Annotated in this window: 23 protein-coding genes; 9 read left to right on the top strand and 14 right to left on the bottom strand. The window is 71.6% G+C overall.

What is annotated here, in order from left to right:
• Positions 1-176 precede the first annotated feature (176 nt).
• Positions 177-1,634, top strand: coding sequence for an FAD-dependent oxidoreductase (locus AB0F91_RS13400; protein ID WP_360597447.1), 1,458 nt, complete (start codon positions 177-179; stop codon positions 1,632-1,634).
• A 20-nt stretch (positions 1,635-1,654) separates the two neighbouring features.
• On the opposite strand, the gene AB0F91_RS13395 is transcribed toward AB0F91_RS13400, so the two are convergent.
• Positions 1,655-2,086 carry a MarR family winged helix-turn-helix transcriptional regulator gene (locus AB0F91_RS13395; protein WP_360597445.1) on the bottom strand — a complete coding sequence of 144 codons (432 nt, stop codon included), beginning with the start codon at positions 2,084-2,086 and terminating at the stop codon, positions 1,655-1,657.
• A 49-nt stretch (positions 2,087-2,135) separates the two neighbouring features.
• Here AB0F91_RS13395 and AB0F91_RS13390 point away from each other — a divergent pair, with 49 nt between their 5' ends.
• Complete coding sequence (locus AB0F91_RS13390) at positions 2,136-2,438, top strand: MFS transporter (RefSeq protein ID WP_360597443.1); 303 nt, start codon at positions 2,136-2,138, stop codon at positions 2,436-2,438.
• Positions 2,439-3,007: 569 nt separating this feature from the next.
• Positions 3,008-3,529 (top strand): hypothetical protein, encoded by a 522-nt coding sequence (locus AB0F91_RS13385; protein ID WP_360597441.1) that lies wholly within the window; start codon positions 3,008-3,010, stop codon positions 3,527-3,529.
• Here AB0F91_RS13385 and AB0F91_RS13380 read toward each other — a convergent pair.
• Both AB0F91_RS13380 and AB0F91_RS13375 read right to left on the bottom strand, forming a co-directional pair.
• On the bottom strand, positions 3,510-4,955 hold the full coding sequence (locus AB0F91_RS13380) for an aldehyde dehydrogenase family protein (RefSeq protein WP_360597439.1): 1,446 nt from the start codon (positions 4,953-4,955) through the stop codon (positions 3,510-3,512). The two genes, AB0F91_RS13385 and AB0F91_RS13380, sit on opposite strands and share 20 nt — an antisense overlap.
• Before the next feature lie 73 nt (positions 4,956-5,028).
• Positions 5,029-6,063, bottom strand: a complete 1,035-nt coding sequence (locus AB0F91_RS13375; protein ID WP_360597437.1) for an alcohol dehydrogenase catalytic domain-containing protein — start codon at positions 6,061-6,063, stop codon at positions 5,029-5,031.
• Positions 6,064-6,199: 136 nt separating this feature from the next.
• On the opposite strand from AB0F91_RS13375, the gene AB0F91_RS13370 reads away from it, so the two are divergent.
• Entirely contained in the window at positions 6,200-6,811 is a 612-nt protein-coding gene (locus AB0F91_RS13370; RefSeq protein WP_360597436.1) for a rhomboid family intramembrane serine protease, read from the top strand.
• A gap of 55 nt (positions 6,812-6,866) precedes the next feature.
• Here AB0F91_RS13370 and AB0F91_RS13365 read toward each other — a convergent pair whose 3' ends face one another.
• Positions 6,867-7,415: a DinB family protein gene (locus tag AB0F91_RS13365; protein WP_360597435.1), complete on the bottom strand. Its 549-nt coding sequence runs from the start codon at positions 7,413-7,415 to the stop codon at positions 6,867-6,869.
• A gap of 130 nt (positions 7,416-7,545) precedes the next feature.
• On the opposite strand from AB0F91_RS13365, the gene guaA reads away from it, so the two are divergent.
• On the top strand, positions 7,546-9,102 hold the full coding sequence (gene guaA, locus AB0F91_RS13360; RefSeq protein ID WP_360597433.1) for a glutamine-hydrolyzing GMP synthase: 1,557 nt from the start codon (positions 7,546-7,548) through the stop codon (positions 9,100-9,102).
• Positions 9,103-9,184: 82 nt separating this feature from the next.
• On the opposite strand, the gene AB0F91_RS13355 is transcribed toward guaA, so the two are convergent.
• Entirely contained in the window at positions 9,185-9,397 is a 213-nt protein-coding gene (locus AB0F91_RS13355) for a hypothetical protein (RefSeq protein WP_285970580.1), read from the bottom strand.
• Entirely contained in the window at positions 9,390-10,694 is a 1,305-nt protein-coding gene (locus AB0F91_RS13350; protein ID WP_360597432.1) for a PspC domain-containing protein, read from the bottom strand. Before AB0F91_RS13350 ends, AB0F91_RS13355 begins: the two co-directional genes overlap by 8 nt.
• A 311-nt stretch (positions 10,695-11,005) precedes the next feature.
• On the opposite strand from AB0F91_RS13350, the gene AB0F91_RS13345 reads away from it, so the two are divergent.
• Together AB0F91_RS13345 and AB0F91_RS13340 are read left to right on the top strand one after the other, a co-directional pair.
• Positions 11,006-12,250, top strand: a complete 1,245-nt coding sequence (locus AB0F91_RS13345; RefSeq protein ID WP_360597821.1) for a PspC domain-containing protein — start codon at positions 11,006-11,008, stop codon at positions 12,248-12,250.
• Positions 12,251-12,257: 7 nt separating this feature from the next.
• Positions 12,258-12,965: a response regulator transcription factor gene (locus AB0F91_RS13340; RefSeq protein ID WP_360597430.1), complete on the top strand. Its 708-nt coding sequence runs from the start codon at positions 12,258-12,260 to the stop codon at positions 12,963-12,965.
• 95 nt (positions 12,966-13,060) lie between these two features.
• Here the strand turns inward: AB0F91_RS13340 and AB0F91_RS13335 are convergent, their stop codons facing one another.
• Positions 13,061-13,978 (bottom strand): DMT family transporter, encoded by a 918-nt coding sequence (locus tag AB0F91_RS13335; protein ID WP_360597429.1) that lies wholly within the window; start codon positions 13,976-13,978, stop codon positions 13,061-13,063.
• 103 nt (positions 13,979-14,081) lie between these two features.
• Here AB0F91_RS13335 and AB0F91_RS13330 point away from each other — a divergent pair, with 103 nt between their 5' ends.
• Positions 14,082-14,984 carry a LysR family transcriptional regulator gene (locus AB0F91_RS13330; protein WP_360597427.1) on the top strand — a complete coding sequence of 301 codons (903 nt, stop codon included), beginning with the start codon at positions 14,082-14,084 and terminating at the stop codon, positions 14,982-14,984.
• 21 nt (positions 14,985-15,005) lie between these two features.
• Here AB0F91_RS13330 and AB0F91_RS13325 read toward each other — a convergent pair whose 3' ends face one another.
• From AB0F91_RS13325 to AB0F91_RS13295, 7 genes are all read right to left on the bottom strand, one after another.
• Positions 15,006-16,166, bottom strand: coding sequence for a serine/threonine-protein kinase (locus AB0F91_RS13325; protein WP_360597426.1), 1,161 nt, complete (start codon positions 16,164-16,166; stop codon positions 15,006-15,008).
• Between the two features lie 13 nt (positions 16,167-16,179).
• Positions 16,180-17,790 (bottom strand): serine/threonine-protein kinase, encoded by a 1,611-nt coding sequence (locus AB0F91_RS13320; RefSeq protein WP_360597425.1) that lies wholly within the window; start codon positions 17,788-17,790, stop codon positions 16,180-16,182.
• 212 nt (positions 17,791-18,002) lie between these two features.
• Positions 18,003-18,896, bottom strand: coding sequence for a hypothetical protein (locus AB0F91_RS13315; protein WP_360597423.1), 894 nt, complete (start codon positions 18,894-18,896; stop codon positions 18,003-18,005).
• Positions 18,897-19,185: 289 nt separating this feature from the next.
• The gene (locus tag AB0F91_RS13310) at positions 19,186-21,135 is read right to left on the bottom strand and encodes a hypothetical protein (RefSeq protein WP_360597422.1); all 1,950 of its coding nucleotides are present in this window, start codon (positions 21,133-21,135) and stop codon (positions 19,186-19,188) included.
• A 336-nt stretch (positions 21,136-21,471) separates the two neighbouring features.
• Positions 21,472-21,777, bottom strand: a complete 306-nt coding sequence (locus AB0F91_RS13305; protein ID WP_360597421.1) for a hypothetical protein — start codon at positions 21,775-21,777, stop codon at positions 21,472-21,474.
• Positions 21,778-21,840: 63 nt separating this feature from the next.
• Positions 21,841-22,137, bottom strand: coding sequence for a chorismate mutase (locus tag AB0F91_RS13300; RefSeq protein WP_360597420.1), 297 nt, complete (start codon positions 22,135-22,137; stop codon positions 21,841-21,843).
• A gap of 164 nt (positions 22,138-22,301) precedes the next feature.
• Positions 22,302-22,736: a DUF1707 domain-containing protein gene (locus AB0F91_RS13295; protein WP_360597418.1), complete on the bottom strand. Its 435-nt coding sequence runs from the start codon at positions 22,734-22,736 to the stop codon at positions 22,302-22,304.
• Between the two features lie 125 nt (positions 22,737-22,861).
• Between AB0F91_RS13295 and pcrA the strand changes: the two genes are divergently transcribed.
• Complete coding sequence (pcrA, locus tag AB0F91_RS13290) at positions 22,862-25,273, top strand: DNA helicase PcrA (protein WP_360597416.1); 2,412 nt, start codon at positions 22,862-22,864, stop codon at positions 25,271-25,273.
• Positions 25,274-25,318: the final 45 nt, after the last annotated feature.

Genomic DNA, 25,318 nt, shown 5'->3' with positions numbered 1-25,318 from the left:
CGGTCTCGAGCCGCTCCGCCACCCGCTCCTACACCGGCCAAGTCTTCGGCCCCGACCCTTTCCGGCCGAACGTCGGCAGAACCAGCAGACCGCCCGGGACCCTGCTTGCCGAGCCGGCCGACACCCGCTCGGGCGACCCGATGAACCACCCCGCTGTCCGGAACGTCTGATCAAACATGACTGTCGGGAGAAGGACGTTGCTGCGGGCCGCCGGGCTCGCCACCCTCGGTGCGGTGGCCGCCGCGTGTGCACCGGACTCGGCGCCGCCCGGGCAGCCGCCGGCGACGCCGACCCAGACGACCACAACGCCACCTCCGTCGACGAAGCCGTCCGGGCCGCCGGACTGGAACGCGTTGCGGGGCAAGCTCAGCGGCGATCTCGTACTGCCCACCGACAGCGGCTTCGCCACCGCCAAGCGTGGCTTCAACCCGCTGTTCGACGGCCACACCCCGGCCGCCGTGGCCAAAGTGCGAAAACCCGAGGACGTGCAGGCCTGCTTCGAAGCAGCCGCGTCGAGGCTGCCGATCGCCGCGCGCAGCGGGGGACACAGCTACGCCGGCTATTCCGTGCCCGACGGCGGCCTGATCGTCGACGTCGGCAGCATGTCGAGCGTCCAGGTCCAGGGCGACCAGGTCGTGATCGGCGCCGGCGCGCGGCTGGGTGACGTCTACGCGGCGCTGGCCAAGGCCGGCCGCTGCCTGCCCGCCGGCTCGTGCCCGACGGTCGGCATCGCCGGGCTCACCCTCGGCGGTGGCATCGGCGTCGTGGCGCGCAAATACGGCCTCACCTGCGACCACCTCGTCTCCGCCCAGGTCGTGACGCCCGACGGCAAGCTGCGCACCGCCGGCGCCGACTCCGAGCCCGACTTGTTCTGGGCGCTGCGCGGCGGCGGAGGCGGCAACTTCGGGATCGTGACGTCGTTCACCTTCCGCACCGACCCCGCGCCCGGCATCACGGTGTTCTCGCTGCACTTCCCGGGCGGTTCGGCGGGTGACGTGCTCGACGCGTGGCAACAGTGGCTTCCTACGACCCCGCCCGAACTCTGGTCGAACCTCGTCGTGTCCGGCGGCTCGCCGGTGTCGTGCCGGGTCGGCGGCGCGTTCGTCGGCGGTACCGCCGAGCTGAACACCCTGCTGGCCAAGCTCAACGCCTCGCCGTCCAGCCGCACGATGAAGAGCCTCAGCTACGGCGGCGCCATGAACTACTTCTCCGGCAGTTCCGCGCGCCAGACGTTCGTGGCCTCGTCGCGGATCATCACCGACCCGGTGGCGGGCGCGCAGGTCAGCGGCCTCGCCGCCGGTCACAAGGGCATGGACCTGCTCATCGACGGCCTCGGCGGCGCGGTCGCCGACGTCGCCCCGGGCGACACCGCGTTCCCGCACCGCAAGGCGCTCGCCAGCATCCAGGTCTACGCGCCCGCCACGGCGGGCAACCACACCACCGTCGCCAAGTCGGTGTCCACTGTGGTCAGGGGACTCGCCGACGCGGGCGCCGGCGGCGGCTACGTCAACTACCTCGACCCGGCCATGCCCGACTGGAAAACCGCCTATTACGGCGACAACGCCGCCCGGCTCGACCAGGTCGCCAAGACCTACGACCCGGACGGCGTCCTCAAGTTCGCGCAGAGCGCCTGACCAAACCTCGGCGAAGGCGCCTAGCGGTCGAGGATTTTCTGCAGTGCCGCGACGAGGCCGGCTCGCTCCTGCGGGGTTGGCGGTGCCATCAGCTCGTTCTGAGCCACCGCCAACCGGGCCTGAATGAGGTCCAGCCGTTCACGGCCTCCGGCAGTCAGCCGGACGAGGTTGCGCCGAGGGTCGGCCGGATCCGCACGGCGCTGCACGCAGCGTTCGTCCTCGAGCTCGACGACACGCTGGGCCACGTCCTTCCTGTCCATGCGCAGGCGCCTGCCGAGCTCGGCCTGACAGCAGGGACCGAACTCCTCGACGGCGCAGAGGATCGCGCAGTGGTAGCGACCGGCGCCGACCGAGTCGAAGACCTCACGGCTCAGCCGGCCTCCGCCCGCCGCGATCTGGGTGCGCAGCCGGCTGGGCGTGTCCCAAAGCCGCTGGGGCGGTCGCTCGGTCACGGCTCCACCTTGTGTTGGTGATACCAACGCTCTATTGGTGAGACCAACCATGCGGGTACTTGTGATCACGAAGCCGACACCCTGGTTCGTTCTCGGGGCGATGGTGACGGCCCAGCTGATGGTCGCCGTCGACGCGACGATCCTGGCGCCGGCGATCCCCGGGATGGCGTCCGATCTGCACCTGTCCCCCGGGGCGCTCGCATGGGTCATGGCCGGTTACGTCCTCGCCGGGGGTTCGCTCATGATCGCAGGCGGCCGGATCGCGCAGGCGGCCGGCTACGCCCGCGTGATGAGCCTCGGCCTGATCCTATTCGGCGTCGCATCCGCGGTAGGGGTCGCGGCTGGGTGTTGATCAGTGCCCGAGTCGCCAAAGGCGTCGATGCGGCGGCCATGACTCCGGCGGCGATGGCGCGGCGTTCGGCCGCGTTTCCCGGTGCGGGCGCCAAAAGGCGTACGGCGCCTTCGGGATGATCATGGGTAGCGCAACCGCTCTCGGCGTGGTGCTCGGAGGCGTGCTGACGCACCTCGCGAGCCGGCGTGCCTGCCTGGAGGTCAACGTCGTGTTCGTCGCGGTCGCGCTCGTCTTGTCGATCCTCGCCGGGGGCCGGGTCGACCGGTCACCCGGACACGGGCGCGGCTGGTGGCGCGGTGCCCTCCTGGCGATCGGGGCGGCATCGATCATCAGGCTCACGGTGGTCGACGTGCCAGGGCAGGCAGCGGCCTTCGGTCTCGCCGGCGTTGCGGTGATCGGCGTGTTCGCCGCTTCCGGCTGGAGCTCGCGCGCACCCTCATCCCGGTCGCGCTGTTTCGCGAGCCGGCGCGGCGGATTGCCTGCCTCGGGCTGCTGCTGTGGGGAGTCGCCACGATCGCCACCTTCGTGGCGGCCAGCCGTTCACTCCAGCAGGAACACTCCGCCCGCTGGTGGACGGCGCGCTCTTCCTCATCTACCCCGCCACCATCCAACTGGGGCTGTTCGTCTCCCGCCGAGCCGGCGCCAGGTCACCGGCCTTGGCCATCGGCGTCGGGCTCGCCTTGATCGGTGCTGGACAGATCACCTTCGCCGTCTCGCCGGACGGGCTGGGCGCCATCCTCGCCGCCCTGGGACTCGTGGGCCTGGGCACCTCCCAGGTGATGGCGAACGCGAACAGCGCCATGAACCAGGACGCCGGGCCCCATGCGGGAGTCGCCGGCGCTGTCGGCACCACGCTGCAGCCGCTCGGTGGCAGCGTCGGGGTGGCCCTGCCGGTGGCGCTGGCCGCCGCCGGCACGCACGCGACCATCCTGACCGCCGGCGTCACCGCCGTCGCGCTGCTGGCCGGATCGGTCGTGGCCTTGCGGCAGCGACCAGCCCCGACCGGCGTGCCCCCGGCCGGACGGCTGCGCGCCGGCGTTCAGCCGTCACGAGCCCGGGGAGTCCCCGCGCCTACAGATCCACCCCGGTGAACACCGTCACGCGCTCCTCGGTGAGGTCGTTCATCGCCGCCAGCACGCCCTCGCGCCCGACGCCCGAGCCCTTCACCCCGCCGTACGGCATCTGGTCGGCCCGGTACGACGGCACGTCACCGATGATCACGCCGCCCACCTCCAGCTCCGCCGCCGCGTGGAACGCCAGCTGCACGTCGGAGGTGAACACCCCGGTCTGCAGCCCGTACGCGGAGTCGTTGACCGCGGCGAAGGCCTCGTCCACACCGTCCACAACGGACACCGCCAGCACCGGCCCGAAGACCTCCTCCGCCCACACGCGGGCGTCCGGTGGCACGTCCGTGAGCAGCGTCGGCGCGACCTGGGTGCCCTCGCGCGTGCCGCCGGTGAGCACCTTCGCGCCGGCGGCCACGGCCTCCTCGACCCACGCGATGATCCGCTCGGCCGCGGCCTCGTCGACGACCGGGCCGACGTCGGTGTTGCGGTCGTACGGGTCACCCGTCTGCTGCGCTTCCACGGCCTCCACGAGTGCCGGCACGAACTCCTCGGCCACCGCCGTGTCGACGATCACCCGCTGCACCGAGATGCACGACTGGCCGGCCTGGTAGTTGCCGAACGTCGCGATGCGCTGCGCCGCGCCCTCGGGGTCTGGCCAATCACGCAGGACCACGGCCGCCGCGTTGCCGCCGAGCTCCAGCACCACGTGCTTGCGCGGCGCCGCGTCGGCGATCGACCAGCCGACGGGGCCGGAGCCGGTGAACGACACCACGGGCAGCCGCGGATCGCCCACCAGCGCCTGCGTCTGTTCGTTTCCCAGCGGCAGCACGGAAAACGCGCCGGGCGGCAGGTCCGTTTCGGCCAGGATCTCGCCGAGGATCAGCGCCGACAACGGCGTGCGCGGCGCCGGCTTCACGATGATCGGCGCGCCGACCGCCAACGCCGGCGCGACCTTGTGCGCCACCAGGTTCAGCGGGAAGTTGAACGGCGAGATCCCCAGCACGGGCCCGCGCGGCACCCGCCGCGTGAGCGCCAGCCGCGCGTCGCCCGACGGGTCGGCGTCGAGCCGCTGCACGTCGCCGCTGAACCGCCGCGCCTCTTCGGAAGCGATACGGAACACCGATACCGCGCGGCTCACCTCGGACTCCGCCCACTTGAGCGGCTTGCCGTTCTCCGCGGTGATCACCTCGGCGATCTCCTCGGCGCGCAGCCGCAACCCACGCGAGACCTGCTCCAGCGCCGCCGCGCGCTCGTGCGCGGGGGAGCGGCGGAACTCCCGCGCGACGCTCGCGGCGGCCGCCACGGCGCGCTCCACCTGCTCCGCGCCGGGCACCGCCACGGTCGCCACTTCGCTGCCGTCGACCGGGTGCCGCACGACGAGGGTCTCGGCCCCCTGCTCCGCCCGTCCGGCGACCCACGCGGGCCGCGGCTCCGGGGTGATCATGTCCATGCGTACCAAGGTATGGGGGCGCGGTGCGCGCCGCGTGAACCCCCACCCTTACGGGGCTCACGCGGCGCGTCGCTCACGGCTTGACCAGAACCTTCAGCGCCTCGCGGTCAGCCATCGCCTGGTAGCCCGCGGGCACGTCGGCCAGCCCGATCGTCCGGTCGAACACGCGGCCCGGCTGGTAGCGGCCCTCGAGCACGTCCGGCAGCAGCTGCGGGATGTAGTGGCGCGCCGGGGCCACGCCGCCGGTGATCGTGATGTTGCGCGTGAACACCGGGCGCCCGATCGGGCCCTCCGGGTACTGCGGCACGCCCACGCGGCTCAGCGCACCGCCCGCCCGCACCACGCCGAGACCCATCTCGAACGCCGCCTTCGTGCCCACGCACTCCAGCACGGTGTGCGTGCCGTGGCCGCCGGTCAGCTCGCGCACGCGTGCGACGCCCTCCTCACCGCGCTCGGCCACGACGTCCGTCGCGCCGAACTCGCGGCCCAGGTCGGTACGCGCCTGGTGGCGTCCCATGAGGACGATGTGCTCGGCGCCGAGGCGCTTCGCGGCCAGCACGGCGGATAGGCCCACTGCGCCGTCGCCGATCACGGTCACCGCCTTGCCCGGCACGACGCCCGCGGTCACGGCCGCGTGATGGCCGGTGGAGAACACGTCCGACAGGGTGAGCAGTGAGGCCAGCAGGTCTTCGTCGTCAGTGTGCGGCAGCTTTACGAGAGTGCCGTCGGCCTGCGGCACGCGCACGGCCTCGCCTTGGCCGCCGTCCACGCCGTCGACGCCCCAGTTGCCACCGTGCAGGCAGGAGGTCTGCAGGCCCTCGCGGCAGAACTCGCACGTGTTGTCCGAGTACACGAACGGCGCCACGACCAGGTCGCCCTTGCGCACGCTGGTCACGTCGGCACCGGTTTCCTCCACGACGCCGAGGAACTCGTGGCCGATCGGCCGGCCGTTCTCCTGCGCGGGCATGCCGCCGTACGGCCACAGGTCGCTGCCGCAGATGCAGGAGCGCACGACGCGGACCACGGCGTCCGTCGCCTGGGCCACCTTCGGGTCGGCCACCGTCTCCACCCGGACGTCGCCGGCGCCGTAGATGAGTGTCGCTCGCATAAAGATCCTTTCCGGGTTTTCGCGTCTCCCTGTTCCGAGTCATCCGGGCCGGGATTCATTCCTCATGACGCATGCCCCGGCCGTGTCATGACAAATGTCCGGGGTGCCCAGGCGGGTCTCCCCTTAGGTTCAGAGCATGACCAACCCGACCTCGGAACGCTGGCACAGCAACCCGTTCGTGGCCGTCTTCGACCGGATCGGCCCGCGCCGGGTGCCCGTCCTCACGGGCGCAGTGTTCCTCGTCACGGCGGCGGCGCTCATCGCTCAGCTCGCGGTGCCGGGGCTGCTGGAGCACGTCCGGCGAGACGGTGCGGCGATCGATGCCGGGCAGTGGTGGCGGCTGCTCACCGGCATGTTCTTCCAGGACGGCGGACTCCTCGGCGGCATCTTCAACCTGGCGATCCTGGCGATCTTCGGCACGCTGGCGGAGAGCTACTTCGGCTGCGTGCGCACGTTCGTCCTGTACTTCGGGTGCGGGCTGTTCGGCCAGGTCATGAGCTACCTCTGGCTGCAGCCCGTCGGCGCCGGCAACTCGATGTGCGTCGCGGGGCTCATTGGGGCGCTGGCCATGGCGCTGCTGCGGGCTCCGGCCCGTCACGGCGTGAAGCTGCCGACGCAGGCGATCGTGGTGCCCATCCTCGTGGCGCCGCTCGCGGTCGTCGACACGCTCGCGCACGACAACCACGGTCTGCCAGCGCTGCTGGGCATGGCACTCGGGTTCCTGCTCATACCGAAGGTGCGCGCCTAGCTCGCCGGGTGCGGGGGGTACGACGGCCCGGTCGGGGGACCGGGCCGTCGTCGTGTCAGCGGTTCCGGTAGAGATCCCGCAGCAGCAGCACTTCCGCGCAGTGGTGGATGGTCTCGCGGTTGATGTGCAGCACGAGCGCCGCCATCGGGTACTCGGCGAACGGCCCCTCGGCCTTGCCCACCGGCCGCGCGAGCGCCTCGGCGTCGAGTGCCTTCACTCCGCCGATCCAGTTCGCGTACGCCAAGTCGAGTTGGTCAAGCGCCTCGGCCGCGGTGCCGGCGTAGGAGAAGGTCTCGTAGCTCATCGCCGGCCCGCCGAAGTGCGACGCGGCCCGCATGCCGAGCACGCCGACGATGACGTGCGACAGGCGCCAAGCGATCGTCGTTACGGGTGGCGGCACCGGCTCCGGGTACGCGAAGTCGACGGTGAAGTCGCCGGCCCCAGGCCCGTCCGGCTTCTCCGCACGCGGACGCACGGTCCAGCAGTTCGGCACGGGCTGCCAGAAGTACTCGTCGTCGGTGAGCCCGTCGAGGCGCGGGCGCACGTGGTGCTGCCAGTGCCAGTCGAGCTGGTCGTGCAGTTCTGTGGTCCATGCGACAGTCATGGGCGAACCGTAGGCCGCTTCGCGGACAGGTGCGGTCCTCATTCGGGGCACAGTTACGGGGTGAGGGCGGCGTGACCCAGCCCACCTGGGACGATGGAGGCAAAAGCGCTCATTCGCCTGGAGGTCGTAGGTGGCCAATCCCACCGGTCCGGTACTCGTCGTCGACTTCGGGGCGCAGTACGCGCAGCTGATCGCCCGCCGTGTGCGGGAGGCGCAGGTGTACTCCGAGGTCGTGCCGTCGAGCTCGACCGCCGAGGACCTGCTGGCCAAGAACCCGTCGGCGATCATCCTGTCGGGCGGCCCGTCGAGCGTCTACGCCGAGGGCGCCCCGGGCATGGACCCGAAGCTGGTCGAGGCCGGCGTGCCGATCCTCGGCATCTGCTACGGCCACCAGCTGCTCGCCCGCGCGCTCGGCGGTGTCGTCGAGCCGACCGGCGTGCGCGAGTTCGGTCGCACCGACGTGCGCGTGGTCGGCGAAGGCGGGCGCCTGCACGCCGGTCTGCCGGGCCACCAGACGGCGTGGATGAGCCACAACGACAGCGTCACCAAGGCGCCCGAGGGTTCCGTCGTCACCGCCAGCTCCGACGGCGCGGCCGTGGCCGGCTTCGAAGACGTCGACCGCGGGTTCGCCGGTGTGCAGTACCACCCGGAGGTGGCGCACTCGCCCCACGGCCAGGAGGTGCTGCGCCGGTTCCTGTCCGACATCGCGGGCATCAAGCCGCAGTGGACCACGTCGTCCATTGTGGACGAACAGGTCACGCGCATCGCCGAGCAGATCGGTGCCGGGCGGGCGATCTGTGGCTTGTCCGGCGGCGTCGACTCGGCCGTCGCGGCGGCGCTCGTGCAGCGCGCGATCGGCGAGCGCCTCACGTGCGTGTTCGTGGATCACGGCCTGCTGCGCGCGGGCGAGCGCACGCAGGTGGAGCAGGACTTCGTGGCGGCCACGGGCGTGAAGCTCGTGACCATCGACGCGCGCGAACGGTTCCTCGGCGCGCTCGCCGGCGTGACCGACCCGGAGGAGAAGCGCAAGATCATCGGGCGCGAGTTCATCCGCGTGTTCGAGCAGGCGGAGCGCGACCTCAAGGCGCAGGGCGACTACAAGTTCCTCGTGCAGGGCACGCTCTACCCCGACGTCGTCGAGTCCGGCGGCGGCGAGGGCACCGCGAACATCAAGAGCCACCACAACGTCGGCGGCCTGCCCGACGACCTGCAGTTCGAGCTCGTCGAGCCGCTGCGCCTGCTGTTCAAGGACGAGGTGCGCCGCGTGGGCCTCGAGCTGGGGCTGCCCGAGACGATCGTTCGGCGCCAGCCGTTCCCGGGCCCGGGCCTGGGCATCCGCATCATCGGTGAGGTCACGGCCGACCGGCTCGAGACGCTGCGGGCGGCCGACGCCATCGCGCGCGAGGAGCTCACGTCCGCGGGCCTGGACCACGAGATCTGGCAGTGCCCGGTGGTGCTGCTGGCCGACGTCCGCAGCGTCGGCGTGCAGGGTGACGGCCGCACCTACGGCCACCCGATCGTGCTGCGCCCGGTGTCGTCGGAGGACGCCATGACCGCCGACTGGACCCGGCTGCCGTACGAGGTGCTGGAACGCATCTCCACGCGCATCACCAACGAGGTGCCGGAGGTCAACCGCGTTGTCCTCGACGTGACGAGCAAGCCGCCGGGCACGATCGAATGGGAATGAGCGTCGGCTGAACGGCGAAGGGCCCCGTCGGGATTCGACGGGGCCCTTCGCCGTTCAGTAGTGCGGTGGTGCTTCCGGCGGGTCAGTACCGCTTGCGCCGCAAGGAAGCCGCCAGCAGCAGCACCCCGATGAACACCGCGCCGCCCGCGACGACCCAACGGAAGTCGAAGGTGGGCAGCCAGCTCGCGCCGTCGGAGAGCACGTAACCCGAGACCAGCAGGGTCGCGAGACCCACGATCAGGGTGATCACATCCACGCCGCGGCGGCGGGTCGGGATGTTCGAGTTGTCAGTCACGGAGCACCTCCACGCTGCCGGCACCGTTGGTCACGTTCAGGGTGATCTTTTGTCCGCCGGGCCCGTCGTCGCCGAAGTCGGTGCCCGTCAGGGCCGCCTGGCCGACACCGCTCGTGGAGCGATCGAGGCAGTCGACGTCGCCGGCGGAGTTCTTGCAGGTGTAGGTGACGTCGGCCGTCGCGGGCACGGTGACCCGGGTGTCACCGGCGCCGTTGCTGACCGAGGTGGTGATCGGGTCGCTGGCCGGCAGCTGCGTCAGATCGAGGTCGATGTCGCCCGCCGCGTGCCGGTACACCGGCTGCAGCTCGGCCACCGAGTGCGGGGTCGCGTCGAGGTCGCCGACGCCGCCGCGCAGGTCGACGCCGTTGAACGCGCTGGTCGTCATGATCATGCCGACGATCGCGAGGGGCACCGCGAGCCCGATCAGCCCGCGGGACCCGCGGACGAACGCGCCCGCCACCATGCCGACGCCGAGCACGCCCAGCACCAGGCCGATGATGTGGCGCACCGAGAACCAGTCGACGCCGTTGAGGTTCAGGGCCACGCCGACGCCGGCCACAACCACGGCCGCGGCCATCGTCACGCCGCCGATCTTCGACCGCGGCTGACGCGGCTGTGGGGTCGGATCGCCGGACTCGTAGTGGTACGGGTTCTCCGGCGTCGGTCCCGCCGGGTCGGGCAGGTCCCAGCCCGCCGGATCGGCGGCCAGCGGGTCCCAGCCGGGAGCGGCGGTGCCCATGGGCTCCGTCGTGGTGTCCGTCATCGTGAAGGCTCCGGTTCCGGGCACGGCCTGGGCCGTCTCATACGCGGGGTACGCGACGACCGGCGCCGGGCGGTTGTTCTGCCCGCGGCTGCGATGCAGGAGGTAGAGGCTTGCCGAGAGCAGCGCGAACCCGATCAGGCCACCGCCGTCGAACCAGCCGTTGCCGAACGTCCACCCGACGGCCGGGATCAACGCCAGCGTCAGCACTGCGGCGAACGCCTTCGACATCGTCGAGTGCCCGCGACCGAGCATCGCCTCGAAGCCCGACGTCTCGTCACCCTCGCTCGGGAACAGCAACCAGCCGAGCAGGTAGAACACCAGCCCGAAGCCACCGAACACCATCGCCGCGACCAGCGCCACCCGGATCACGACCGGGTCGATGCCGTACCGGTTCCCCAGCCCCGCCGCGACCCCCGCGACCTTGCGCCCCACGTGCGGCCGGCGTGGCCGGCTCACCCAGAAATCCTTCACCGTCTCCTCGAAGCCGTTGAAAGGATTCGACTTCGGGCTCGGCGCCTCGTTCGCACCACTCATACGGCAAAGCATGCGCGACCCGCGGCGGCGCCACATCGGGGACGTTCCCTGAGGTTTCCCCTGAGTGCGGCCGGTGTCCGGGTCGTGATCAGGGGCTTCCCCGATGTCAGAACTCCTCGCCGCGTGTGACGATGGACGGCGTGCAGGACTTCCTCGACCTCGGCGCCGCCGGGCAGGTGAGCGACCCGGTCCGCGGGCCGGTGCCGCCTGCCGTCGTGACGGCCACCGCCGCATCCGGGGCATCCGGGACCCCTGGGACTTCCGGTGCCTCCGGTGCTTCCGAGGTCAGCGGGCAGGCCGGGCGGCCGAAGATGCACCGGCGCCGCAGCGGGCGGGCCGTGGCCGGTGTCGCGGGCGGGCTCGCGGACCACCTCGGCGTGCCCGTGGTGTGGGTGCGCACGGCGTTCGCGCTGCTCGCGGCGCTCAACGGTGCCGGTTTGCTCGCGTACGGGCTGCTGTGGGTCTTCGTGCCGCAGCAGGCCGAGGACACCGCCGAAGCCGACAGCAAGAAGGCGACGAAGGAACGTCAGCAGGCGTTCGGCCTCATCGCGCTCGGCATCGGCCTCGCCATCGCGAGCGGCACGCTCAGCGGCACCATCCGCGGCTGGGTCGCCGTGCCGCTGGCCATCGCCATGCTCGGCGCGGCCGTGGTCTGGCGCGAGGCCGACGAATCGCAACGCCGGCGCTGGCGCACGGGCGCGCGCGACGGCGTCACGGGCGCGTTCGTGGGTGGCGGCGGCCGCAGCGCCGCCATCATCCGGATTCTGGCCGGGGTGGCACTCGTGGCCACCGGCATCGGGGTCGTGGTCTTCCGCAGCGGCAGCTTCGACCAGGTCAAGTTCGCCCTGATCGCCGTGCTCGCCACGCTGGTCGGCGTCGCCGTGCTGACGATCCCGTTCTGGCTGCGCCTGGTCCGCGACCTCGGCGACGAGCGCCGCGCACGCATCCGCACCGACGAGCGTGCCGAGATCGCCGCGCACCTGCACGACTCGGTGCTGCAGACGCTCGCCCTGATCCAGCGTCAGTCCGACCAGCCGCACGAGGTCGCCCGGCTGGCGCGTGGCCAGGAGCGCGAGCTGCGCGGTTGGCTCTACGGCCCCGGCGGCTACGGCAAGCCGAGCGACAAGAAGTCGAAGGAGCAGGAAGAGGGCGCCGTCCCGCTGTCCGAGGCGCTCGGCGCCGCGTGCGGCGAGGTCGAGGACACCTTCGCGATCTCCGTGAGCCAGGTGGTAGTCGGCGACGTCGAGATCGACGAACCCCTGACCGCCGTCGTGCAGGCGGCCCGTGAGGCGCTGGTCAACGCGGCCAAGCACGCCGGCGTCGACGAGGTCAGCGTGTACGCCGAGGTCGAGCCCACCGAGGTCACCGTGTTCATCCGCGACCGCGGCAAGGGCTTCGACCCCGACGTGGTCCCGGCCGACCGCCACGGCCTCGCCGACTCGATCCGAGGCCGCATGGAACGCCACGGCGGCACGTGCAAGCTGCGCACCGCGCCGGGGGAGGGCACCGAAGTCCAGCTGGCCATGCCGCTCAAAGCGGCCAAGGGTGCGGCGTGACGTCGCTATGCTCAGCCTGGGCGACAACGAGCGAGGGAGCAGCACGGTGACGGAGACCCAGCGCGAGCCGGTCAAGGTGTTCCTCGTGGACGACCACGCGCTCTTCCGCGCCGGGGTCCGCACGGAGCTCGACTCGATCACCGACGAGGTGCAGGTGGTCGGCGAAGCCGGTTCGGTGGCCGACGCCGTCGCCGGCATCGCGCGCACCAAACCGCAGGTCGTGCTGCTCGACGTGCACATGCCCGACGGCGGCGGCGCCGAGGTGCTGCGCCGCGTGCGCCCGGAGTTGCCCGACGTCGTGTTCCTCGCGCTGTCGGTATCCGACGCCGCCGAGGACGTGATCGCCGTGATCCGCGGCGGCGCGCGCGGCTACGTCACCAAGACCATCTCGTCGAAGGAACTCGTGCGCGCGATCGTGCGCGTGGCCGACGGCGACGCCGTGTTCTCCCCGCGCCTGGCCGGGTTCGTGCTCGACGCGTTCGCCGACCGGCCCGGCTCGGCGCCGATCAACGACCCGGAGCTCGACCTGCTCACCCCGCGCGAGCGCGACGTCCTGCGCCTGCTCGCGCGCGGCTACGCGTACAAGGAGATCGCGTCGGAGCTGTTCATCTCGGTCAAGACGGTGGAGACGCACGTGTCGAGCGTCCTGCGCAAGACCCAGCTGTCCAACCGCTACGAGCTGTCCCGCTGGGCCTCGGACCGCCGGCTCGTCTGAAGCACCCCAATGTGGCGTTGGTTGCGTTGAGCGCACCCAATGCGGCGTTCGTTGCGTTGTGCACCGAACGCCACATTGGGGCGCTTCGGGTGGGGTCAGACTCGCTCGGGAGCGACCAGCGGCGGCGGAGCCACGGCCTCGTTCTTCCGCTGCACCCGCGTGAGCGCGACGCCGCCCAGCACCACGACCATGCCCGCGATCACGCGCAAGCTCAGCTGCTCGTGCAGGAAGATCGCGCCCAGCGCCACCGACACGATCGGCAGCAGGTACCCGACGACCGACGCCGCGACGGCGCCTTCGCTGGCCAGCAGCTGGTAGTTGAGGGCGAACGCGACCCCGGTCCCGCCGATGCCGAGGATCACCACGGCGAACGCGGCCAGCGGCGTCAGGTGCACCGGCGACAGCCCGCCGAACGGCACCACCAGCACGAGGAACCCGGCGGCGATCATCATCTGCCCGCCCGACAGCGCGTAGGGCGAGTCGCCCGTGTCCGAGAGGTAGCGGCCCTCGTAGACGAAGGCGAATCCGTAGCTCGCCGCCGCCGCGAGGCAGGCCAGCGCACCCCAGCTCAGCAGTCCGGACGCTTCCCACGGCGCGAAGATCAGCAGGATCCCGGCGAGGCCCACGACGAGCCCGGCCGCGCGCAGCGCCGTCATCCGGTGGCGGACCCCGAGGAAGGGCGCCACCACGAGCACCCACAGCGGCGTCGTCGAGTTCAGCACGCCCGTGATGCCGGAGTCCACGGTGGTCTCGCCGATCGCGAAGAGCAGGAACGGCAACGCGTTGTGGAAGAACGCGGCCACGGTGAGGTGGCGCCACGTGCGTTTGTCCGTCGGCAGCCGCCGGCGCCCGAGCCGGCACAGCGCCACGAGCACCACGGCGCCGAGCACCAAGCGCGCCAGCACGAGCTGCACCGGCGAGAACGCCGCGAGCCCCAGCTTGATCCAGAAGAAGCTCGAACCCCACATCAGTGCCAGCGCGGCAATCCTGAGCAGGGTCTTCGTCTCGCCCACCCCAGTTCCTCCTCACGGCCACGGTCCAGCGTGGCCCCGCCGAGACGTAAGGACAAGCGAAAATAACTGCAGGGACGCTTAAGCAGAGCTGTAGAATTCGGGCATGCTCGACGTGCGGCGAATGCAGGTGCTGCGCGCGGTGATCACCAGCGGGTCGATCACCGCCGCGGCGCGCAACCTCGGGTACACCCCGTCGGCGATCAGCCAGCAGCTTTCGGTCCTCGAACGCGAAGCTGGCACCGAACTGCTCGAACGCGTCGGCCGCGGCATCCGCGCCACGGCTGCGGGCGTGCTGCTGTCGGAGCACGCGGAGACGCTGAGCGCGGAGCTGGCGCGTGCCGAAGCGGCGTTGACCGAGCTCAAGGAGGGCCGCACCGGCAAGCTGGCCATCCGCTACTTCGCCACGGCCGGTGCGTCGGTGATCCCGCACGCCGTGGCCGCCGTCCGCCGCGAGCACCCCGGCGTGTGGCTCGACCTCAAGCTCGTCGACCCCGACGACCCGATGCCCGAGGTGGAGGAGGGCCGCGCCGACGTCGCGATCGTTGTCTTCCCGCGGCCCGCGCCGCCGGCGAAGGGGATCGAGCTCGTGCACCTGCTCGACGACCCGTACCGCGCGGTGCTGCCCCGCGCGCACCCGTTGGCGCGCAAGCGCGTGCTCGATCTGACCGACCTCGCCGACGAACCGTGGGTGGGTGTGGACCCGATGCCCGGGATGTGCCGCGCGATCCTCGACGGCGCATGCGCCTCGGCCGGGTTCGCGCCCAACATCGTGGTCGAGTCGGAGGACTACCTCACGGCGCAGGGTTTCATCGCGGCCGGCCTCGGCGTGGGGCTGGTGCCGGAACTGGGCGTCGGGCCCGCGCACCCGGGCGTGGCCGTGCGGCGGATCCGCAACCCCGAGCCGTGCCGGATCATCCACGCCGCCATCGCCGCGCGGGCCGTCGGAAATCCGGCCGTGCGGACGCTGATCGACGCGATGCGCGAGGCGACCGCGAAGGCCGCCTGACGGCCCTTACGGCCTTACGACTCAGACGAAGAACAGCTCGGAAACGCCGATGCCGATCAGCACCGCGCACAGGATCGCGGCAACCGTGAGGATCAGCTTCCGGCGGGCGGCCGCCTTCTGCCGCACCTCCGCGGCCGACGCCGCCTGCTGAGCGGCCGACGGCACGAACCGCGCGGACAGCGGCTGCATTTGCTGCTGCTGCTGGGGCGGCATCTGCTGCGTGGGCTGGGCGATCATCGGCTGCTGCATGGGCTGCGGAGCGGCCGGTGCGTAGGGCACCTGTTGCACCGGCATCTGCATCAGTGGCGCCGGGTGACCAGGCTGACCAGGTGGTTGACCGGGTCCCGACTGCTGCAGGGGGAGCGGCCACGACACGGGCATGGTCGGCATCGCGGGCGCCGTCGGCGGGATGAACGCGGTCTGCTCGCGGCCCTCGGTGATGGCGCTGAGCGCGGCCACCGTGTCGGCCATCGTCGGGCGCGCCGTCGGGTCCATCCGCAGCATCTTGCGCAACGCGCCGGCGAGCACGCCGGCGTTCTGCGGCGGCCGCTCGGACCCCTCGCCGTCCTCACCGAACGGCGGCACGCCCTCCACGGCCGTGTACAGCGTGGCGCCGAGCGAGAACACGTCGGCGGCCGGCGAGGCCGGGGCACCGCGGGTGACCTCGGGCGCGCGGTAGGCGGGATGCGCCCCGCCGCCGGTGATGCCGATGTCGGTGAGCTTCACACCGCCGTCGTCGGCCAGCAGTACCGTGCCGGGTTCGAGCGTGCGGTGCACGATGCCGGCCGCGTGGATCGCCGCCATCGCGTCGCCCAGCATGATCCCGAGCGACGCCGCCTGTTCGGGCGTGAGCCGCCCGTGCTCGGCGAGGAACGACGCCATCCCACGCGACGGGATGTACTCCATCACCAGCCAGACGTCAGGTCCGTCGGGCAGCACGTCGTACACGGTGATCGCGCTCGCGTGGTCCACGCGCGCGGCGTCCTTGCCCTCCTGCATCACCGTGGCACGCGCCTGTTCGGCGCGGTCCGGCGGCAGGCCGACGGGCAGGTACATGCGCTTCATCGCGACCGTGCGGAACAGCCGCGTGTCGAACGCCTGCCACACGATGCCCGCGCGGCCACGGCCGATCGGCTGGTCGAGCCGGTACCGGCCGCCGACGATGGTGCCTTCTGAACTCAAATCTGATCCTGGATCAACTGTTCGACGACGGCGGACTGCCCGTGGACGTGTCCGACGAGGTCGGAGGCGAGACGGTCTTCGAACTCGACGTAGTGGACGGGGTCTCCTGCTCGGACGAGGTCTCCCGCGAAGGAGTGTTCCGCTGGGATGTCCGGCGAGACGACGTCGTCTCGCGGGAAGAGGACTCCTCTGAAGAGGACGTCTCTTCCTCGCTCGTGGTTGCTTCCTCGGTCGAAGGCACTGAACTTGTGGTCGGCACCACGTTCGACGAAGTGGCAGGGGGCGCGGGCTGCTGCGACGCGTCCGGCGGGTTGTTCGAGCTCAGCAGCCACACGCCGAGCGCCACCAGGCCGACCACGACGATGGCGCCGATGATCGCCGGCTTCTTCCACGCGCCGGGCTTCTCGTCCTCGTCGTCGGTGGGGCTGGTCTGCGCGCGCGGGGGCGGCGGCTCGTCGTAGCCGTCGTCGTACTGGTCGTCGTCGTAGACGTCGTGGGTCGGGACGGCGCGGGTGGCGGCCAGGCCGTTGCGACCGGGGTCGCCGTACAGCGGGGGCTCCGCCTGGTACTGGTCGTAGTCGTTCTGCGGGTAGGCGGCGGCTTCGGGGTACTCGTCCTCGTCGTCGTAGTACTGCTGCGCCGGACCGGGCGCGTCGAGCAGCGTGCCCGAGTGCGCGGCGTCGTCCATGTCCTCTTCTGGGAACAGGCGCGTGGCGGCCGCACCGGCCACGGCGGCGGCTCCCAGTGTGCCGGCGGAAGGCGCCATGACGGTCTCGTCAGCGGGCCCGCCCAGCGGTGTCTCGCCGCGCGCGACGGCCGCCAGCAGCTCTTCGCACTCCTCGGCGGTGGGCCGGTGGTGAATGTCGGGGTGCAGCAGCACGGCGAGCACGCTCGCGAGCGGGCCCGACTGGCGCGGCGGGTTGATCTGCCCCGCGGCCACAGCGTGCAGCAGGCTCAGCGTGTTCTCCGACAGCCCGAACGGCGGCTGGCCTTCGCACGCGGCGTACAGCGTGGAGCCGAGCGAGAACACGTCGGACTCGGGGCCCGGGTCGCCGCCGATCGCGACCTCGGGCGCGAGGTAGGCGGGCGTGCCGGCGATCATCCCGGTCTTGGTGACCGTGACGTCGTCCTTGGCGCGCGAGATGCCGAAGTCGGTGATCTTCACGGTGCCGTTGCCGGCCAGCAGGATGTTGCCCGGCTTGATGTCGCGGTGGACGATGCCGACCGCGTGCGCCTCGCGCAGCGCGGCGGCCACCTGCGCGCCGATCCGCGCGACCTCCAGCGGCGGCAGCGTGCCGCGCTCCTGCAGGACCTGGGCCAGGCTCGTGGAGTTGAGGTACTCCATGATCAGGCACGGTTGGCCGTTGTCGTCGGTGACGACGTCGAACACCGAGATCGCGTTGGGGTGGTGCAGGCGCGCGGCGATGCGGCCCTCGCGCATGGTGCGCTGCCGGGCGTCTTCGGCGTCGTGCTCATCGAGGCCCGGCTGCATCAGCAGCTGCTTGACAGCCACCGTGCGGCCCAGCACCTCGTCGTGTGCCTGCCAGACGGCACCCATCGCGCCCGTGCCGATCCGGCCGATGATGCGGTACCGGCCGGCGACCAGACGACCCTCGTCGCTCACGCGACCTCCCTTTGGGGCTCCGACTGCCCGGAGCGGGACGTGCCCACCCCGAAGATGCGACCTCGAACCGGCCGCAGCACCGCAGCGTAAGCACCTGTCGTGGGCCGTGTGCCGGTTTTCCCGAGACCGGCCCGCGACAAGGCTAGGCGTTCACTCTGTGCACACACACTCGGCACGGTCTGATCGTCTACCCGGAACAGGATCGCCGCAGGTCACGAGAATGCGACGGCGGAGAGCAGTCGCGCTTCGGAGATGACGTCGCGCTCCACGACGTCGAACAGCTGCGTGACGCGGAGCAGTGTTCCGTCGGCCTGGTGCAGCACCGCGACGGCGACCACCGAGCCGTCGTCCTGTACGCGGGTCTCCTGGACGTCGATCGAGCGGGCCGCGCTCCAGGCGCGGACCAGGCTGCCGGCTTCGCCCTGGGCGAGGCTGGGGGCGAGCAGCGCCAGCGCGCTGTCGGGGTTCTTGTCGATCGAGGCGTAGAAGGCCTTCACGGCCCGCAGCTTGTCGGCGTCGGACGTGGTCTCCGCGCCCGCGGCCTGGGAGTGCTCCGACGGCGGCGTGGTGCTCGGTGCGGCCGTGCTGGGCGCGCCGGTCTGCTGCGTGGTCGAGCCGGTTTCGTGCGCCGGCTGCGTGGTGCCGGTGCCGGACTCGGTCTGTATGCCCCCGCGGTGCCCGGACGTGGTGCCGCCGGCGCCGTGCTCCTGCGGGCCGGGCACGGCCTGGCCGCCGAGCGCGGCGGCGCCGCTGAAACCGGTGGGGATGGTGTCCTCGGCGACCGGCGTGTTCGGCCGGGGGCCGCCGCTGAGCAGGGCCGCGGTGACCACGGCGCCAGCGACGAGCGCGCCGGCGCCGACGAGGCCCACCTGCTTGGCACGGCGGGCGAAGCGGCTCTCGGGCTCTTCGGCCGGCTCGGCGGATCTGGCGGTCTCCGCGCGGTGCGACCGCGGCGGCAGGTATTTCTGCGGCTCGCGGAAGACCTGCTCGAGGTAGTCGCGGTCCGCGTCGCCGACGCCGTCGAGCAGCTCGGGAGGGATCACGTCCTCGACGCGGACGGCAGTGACCTCGCGGGTCTCACGCCGTGTGCGCTGCCGATCAAGCACGAAGTCCTCGCTCTGGGGTTTCGGGGGACGGCGGTACGGCCGTTCGGTAGTCCGCCGCTGGTCCGGTCGGCCGATTCGTGGTCGGTTCCCGGACCCGCTGTCGCCAGGTAACCCTGTGGCGACGGGCGCCCGCCAGGCTCAGTCGGCGGAATGCCGTCGTCATACGACGAGCGGCAGCTTATGTCACCCACCCGGAGCAAGCTCAACCGCTTACCGCACCGCACGTGCATCGGAACGGGCACTTTGCACCTGCACGAAACGTCGGCCCGTGCCGGACGATCATGCCTGGTCAGGCGCCGTCGTCGGCGATCTTGTCGTCGTCGCCGAAGGTGAGCGTGCGCTGCTCGACGGTCTTGGTGCCGTCGGTGTGGGTCACCTCGAGCGTGTTGACCGTCGTGTTGTTGTCCGGGTCGATCTCGACCTTCTTGACCTCGAAGTACGCGACGTTCGCGTAGCGCTGGCGCAGGCCTTGCGGGCCCTCCTGCTTGAGGTCCCCGGTGGTGACGGCGGCGGCCTCGTTCGGGTCGGTGGTGACGGTGTTGAAGAACTTCTCGGAGTTGTCCCCCATCGCCTTGGGGTCTTGGCCGGCGGCGTAGAAGACGGTGGTCGGCGAGGTCTCGCGCTGCGCCGGGGTGATCGGCGGTTTCGCGGGCGGCTGGGCCCGCGTCGACGTCGGCCCGGTGGTGACGGGGTCCGACGAGTCGCCGCCGGACGAGGTGTCCGTCGGCGACTGGTCTTCGCTGGTCCCAGAGCCCACGGCGTTCTGCGGGTGGGTGTTCGGGTCTTCGTCCCGGGTTCCGGAGCGGCTGCCGCCGGAGCTGCTGCTTTCATGCGGGTCGCCACCCGTGCTGCCCTGCTGGCCGAGCGACGGGTCCGGGAGGATCAGCGGGTTGCCGCCGTTCTGCCGGCCCGGCCAGCCGCCGCCCAGCGCGTCGGTGGTCGTGGTGGGTCCGCCGACGAGGAAGGTCCCGGCGAACAGCAGCCCGACCACCACCGCGCCCGACGCGCCGGTCGCGAACCACGCCGCCTTCCGCCACGTCTTGGGCGGGGTCACCGACGCGGGCACGGAGCCGAGGTCGAACTTGCCGAGCCCGTCGAGCAGGGGAGCGGCGTACACGCGCACTTCGTCGTCTTCGTCGAGCGAGGCGTCGTCGAACGGACCGCGAACGCGCGGCTTGGCCGGGGCCCGCAGCGTGACGCGCTGGCGCCGCGGGGGCTCGGGCTTCGCCGGCTGCTCGGCGGCGGGCTCCGGCGGCGCGCTGAGCTCGACGTGCGCGCGGGCGAGCTCGGCCTCGTCGTGCTCCGGGGCCTGCGGCTGGGCCAGCGTGGCCGCGGTCGCCGCGACCCGCTCGCGCCGGCTGCGGCGCACCTGCGCCCGGCCGAGCCCGTCGCGCATCGGCACGTCGGCGAGCGAACGCGTGGTCCCCGGCGCCGCCCAGGCGCGGTCGATCTCGCTCACGGGCTGGGGGTCCGGTACCACGGCCTGTCCGGTGGGCCCGCGCCGCTCGTCGTCCGCGAACTGCGGCCCGGCCACCTCGGCGAGGTCGCCGAGCAGCGGCGGCACGGCTTGCGTGGCGGGCGTTCGTCGTTGGTCCTGCGCGAACTCCGGCCCGGCCGCGTCGGCGAGGTCGCCGGACTGTGCCCCGCTCCAGGGTGACTCGGGTGCGGGCGCCGGAGGGCCGTCGATCGGACCGGACTCGTCGAGCCGGCCGGAGGTGGAGCCCCGGTCGCCGTGGCCGGGCTGGGGCAGCTCGGTGCGGGCTCGCGTCGGCGGCGCGTACGGGCCGCGTCCGTTCAGGGCGTGCTCGGGGAGCGCGGCGTAGGCGCGGTAGTCCTCGTGGACCCGGTGCTCTTCGCGCGGCTCGTCCGGCCTGCGCGTCGGTTGCGGGAGCGCGATCGGTTGGCGCGGGGGCGTCTGCCGGGCCTGCGGGGCATGCGGTAGCAGCACTCCGGGCCCGGGCGTGGGCAGAGTCCCGTGCAACGGCGCGAACGTCGAGCGCGGATCGGCCGCCCGCCGGCGGGGCGGGGGCAACGGCAGGGCGCCGGCCGGTGCGTTGACGTGCTCGCCGCCGGGCCGGTGGCGGTGGTGGCCTCCGCCGTGCGGCGGGACCACGGGCGTCCACGTGTCCGTGTCCTGAAGACTGCGAGCCCGGTGCCTGCCCGGCACCGTGACCTCCGCGGCCGTCACCGTGTCCGGGTGGTTCGACCTTCTCGACCCACCCATCGCGTTTCCCGTCATGCCCGTCCGACCCCTCCCCGGTGTGAGCGTGACGGCACCGGCACTCCGATCAACCCGATCGGAGCAGAGGCGCGAACGGAGTCACTTGCGTCCACACTTGCGAACTCCCGCGCATCTGCACGCGCACGCGGCAGTGGGCGCGCGGAGCCGCAGCTCCCGCGCGTCCTCCGGGGGTCGCCCGACCCAGACGCATGGGTCCTCACGAACCCAAGACTAGGAAACCGCCAGACGAAAGTCTCGGGGCAACCTGCAACTTGCACAGGTTTCACTCTGTCGGGTGTGACCGAACGGGCGCGGGGTCACGCTACGCAGTGCGATTTCCGCAGCTTGCGCCGGTCACCCTCCGCTACGGTACTTCTCCTGGGTCGACTTGAGTGCCTTCGTCGCCACAGCACCACTACCCACGGCAATGATGATGGCGACGATGTCGGCCCCAGTTCCCCCTAATGTGAGCAGCCAAGCGAACAGTGATGCCGCGGTGGTACCACCGGCGATGACCCAGCGGCTGCGCACGTACTGCGCGACTGGTGCACCGCCGGCTCGCTTGCCCGCCGCGTTGTTGAGCAGCGCCAGGTAACCGACATGGCCCAGTGCCGCCAGCACGCTCGCGATCGCGATGATGACGGCGATGACGTTAATCATGGGTCCAGTCTGCCCGTTTTCGCGGACCGGCGGATCGGGGAAGTCCCCGATGTGGCCGTAAGTTCATCGGCCGAGGCGGCCACGGCCCAGGTTGAGCAGCGCCATCGCGAGCTGGCGACCTTCCGGACCCAGTTCGCGGTAGCGCGCGAGCACGTCCATCTCGCGGTTGTAGACGATCCTCGTGCCGCCGGCGGCCATGCGGGCCGCGCCGATCGTCTGCGACACCTCCACGCGGCGTTTGACCAGCCGCAGGATTTCGGCGTCGAGCCAGTCGATCTCCTTGCGCAGCGCGGAGATGTCCTCGCCGGCAGCGGTGTTCTCGGCGGGCTGTCCGTCGGCGTTCTGAGTCTGCGCGTTCATCGGGACCTCTCTGAAGTCCGGACTCCCAGTGGCCCCTGGGACGGCGAAAGCCCCGGGTCCGTGGACTCCGGGGCTGCGGGTGATGGCGGGTGGGGCACTACGCGATCACGGGAGCCGGAGTCCGGGTCCCGTAGAAAAATCGCTCACTGCTGTGCCGCACGCGATCAGTATGGCACAGGGGTTTCCCCGCGCCGCCGGAAACTCCGCACCCGCGCGTGCACCACGAGGGTGACGAACAGCCAGAACAACGGCATCGCCGGCCAGAAGAACCCGACTCCCAGCACCGCCCACCGCACGATCAGCAGCACCGCCAGCGCCACGACGATCGCGGCGTGGATCCTCAGCGCCGGGTGCTCGCGCAACGCGGCGCGGGTGAGCGGCCAGCCGGATTCCGGCCGGCGCGCGACTTCGGGGCGCGGCAGGTCGGTGGTGAGCGCGCCGAGCTCGTCGACGTACCGCGTCGCGTAGACCGCGCCGAGCCGTTCCTCGACCTCTTCGAGCGTGAGCCGGCCTTCGGAACCGGCGGACTGGATGGTCGCGGCGACGCGTTCTCGGTCGCCGTCGGATGCCCTCAACCGGGCGGGGATCTTGTCGTCCATACCGTTCGATGCTCCGCCCGCGAACGCCTGTGCGCGTCGGACGGGAGGCGGCACCGCGGCGTACGTCGACAGGCGCAGTTGCCTGTTGAGAACCTGTCGTGCCCCAGGGGTAGCGTGGATGGGCGATGGACACCCTCTTCGATCTCCCCGCAGAAAAGCCCGCGCCCGCCCGCAAGGCCGCCGCCGAGCTGCTCGAGGACCTCAATCCCGCGCAGCGCGAAGCGGTCATGCACGCCGGCGGGCCACTGCTCGTCGTCGCCGGCGCGGGGTCGGGCAAGACCCGCGTGCTCACGCGCCGCATCGCGTACCTGTTGGCGGAGCGGGGTGTGCACCCCGGCGAGATCATGGCGATCACGTTCACCAACAAGGCCGCGGCCGAGATGCGTGAGCGCGTCGCGTCGCTCGTCGGCCGCCGCGCCAACGCGATGTGGGTGTCCACGTTCCACTCGATGTGCGTGCGGATCCTGCGCCGCGAGGCGAAGACGCTGGACATGTCGTCGAGCTTCTCCATCTACGACTCGGACGACACCAAGCGGCTCATCACGCTCGTCGCGCGCGACCTCGACATCGACCCGAAGAAGTACGCCGCGCGCACGCTCGCGGTGCACATCTCGAACCTCAAGAACGAGCTGACGGACCCCGACGCGGCGGTGGCCAACGCCGCCAACGACCTGGAGCGCCGCGTCGCCGAGGTCTACGTCGAGTACCAGCGCCGGCTCGAAGCGGCCAACGCGTTCGACTTCGACGACCTGATCATGCGCACGGTCTCGCTGCTGCAGGCGTTTCCGGACGTCGCGGAGTACTACCGCAGACGGTTCCGCCACATCCTCGTCGACGAGTACCAGGACACGAACCACGCGCAGTACACGCTGGTGCGCGTGTTGGCCGGGACCGAGGCCACCGACACCGGCATCGACCCGGCCGAGCTGGTCGTGGTGGGTGATGCGGACCAGTCGATCTATGCCTTCCGGGGCGCGACGATCCGCAACATCGAGGAGTTCGAGCGCGACTTCCCCAACGCGCACACCATCCTCCTGGAGCAGAACTACCGCTCCACGCAGACGATCCTGTCGGCGGCCAACGCCGTGATCGAGCGCAACCCCAACCGGCGGGCGAAGCGCCTGTGGACGGATTCGGGCGACGGCGAGAAGATCGTCGGCTACGTGTCGGACAACGACCACGACGAGGCCGCGTTCGTCGCGGGCGAGATCGACGCGCTGGCGGAGAAAGGCGAGGCCGACTACTCCGACGTCGCCGTCTTCTACCGCACCAACAACCAGTCGCGGGTGTTCGAGGAAATCTTCATCCGCTTGGGCTTGCCGTACAAGGTCGTCGGCGGCGTGCGGTTCTACGAGCGGCGCGAGGTGCGCGACATGCTCGCCTACTTGCGCGTGCTGTCGAACCCGGACGACACGGTGTCGTTGCGCCGCATCCTCAACGTGCCCAAGCGCGGCATCGGCGACCGCGCGGAGGCCGTGGTGGCCACGCACGCGGAGCGCGAGCGCATCACCTTCGCGGCGGCGTTGCGCGATGCCGTCGAGGGCAAGGTGGCGCTGCTGAACCCGCGGTCGGCCAAGGCGATCACCGGGTTCGTGTCGCTGCTCGACGACCTGGGCGAGCTGGCGGCGTCGGGGTCCGAGGTGCACGATCTGCTGGAGGCCGTGCTGGAGCGCACGGGTTACCGCGCCGAGCTCGAGGAGTCGGACGACCCGCAGGACGCCTCCCGCGTGGAGAACCTCACGGAGCTCGTCACGGTGGCGCGCGAGTTCGCGGAGTTCACCGCCGAGGTCCAGCAGGACGAGAACGCCGAGCTGGTGCTCGACGACGGCGTGCCCGCGCCCGGTTCGCTCGCCGCGTTCCTGGAGCGCGTGTCCCTGGTCGCCGACGCCGACTCGATCCCGTCGCCCGACGGCGGCGACGAGGGCGACGGCGGCGCCGGAGTCGTCACGCTGATGACCGTGCACACCGCGAAGGGCCTCGAGTACCCGGTGGTGTTCTGCACGGGCTGGGAGGACGGCGTCTTCCCGCACATGCGCGCCCTCGGTGACCCGACGGAGCTTGCGGAAGAGCGTCGGCTCGCGTACGTGGCCATTACGCGCGCGCGGCAACGGCTGTATGTCTCGCGGGCGCTGGTGCGTTCGGCGTGGGGCCAGCCGCAGATGAACCCGGCTTCGCGCTTCCTCGACGAGCTGCCACCGGACCTCGTCGACTGGCGCCGGCTGGAGCCGTCTTCGCCGGGCTTCGGCAACTTCGGGTCTTCTTCGGGCTCGTCTTCTTCGGGCCCGCGCGCGGCCACCACGTGGGGCCGGCGGTCTCCGTCGACTACTACTTCGTCGTCTCCGTTCGGCAAGGGCTGGAAGGACATGGTGGCCCTCAAGCTCGACGTCGGCGACCGCGTCAGTCACGACAAGTACGGCCTCGGCACCGTCATCTCCTGCGACGGCGTCGGCCCCCGCGCCACGGCCACCATCGACTTCGGCGCATCCGGCAAGGTCCGCCTCATGCTGATCGGCAGCGTGCCGATGGTGAAGCTCTGATTTTTGTCGGACCCCTCGGTTAGGCTCCCTCAGTCGAACACAAGT

Source organism: Amycolatopsis sp. NPDC023774, assembly GCF_040639695.1.
In the GTDB taxonomy this organism is placed as follows: Bacteria; Actinomycetota; Actinomycetes; order Mycobacteriales; family Pseudonocardiaceae; genus Amycolatopsis.
This window is presented reverse-complemented; position numbering and strand designations above follow the sequence as displayed.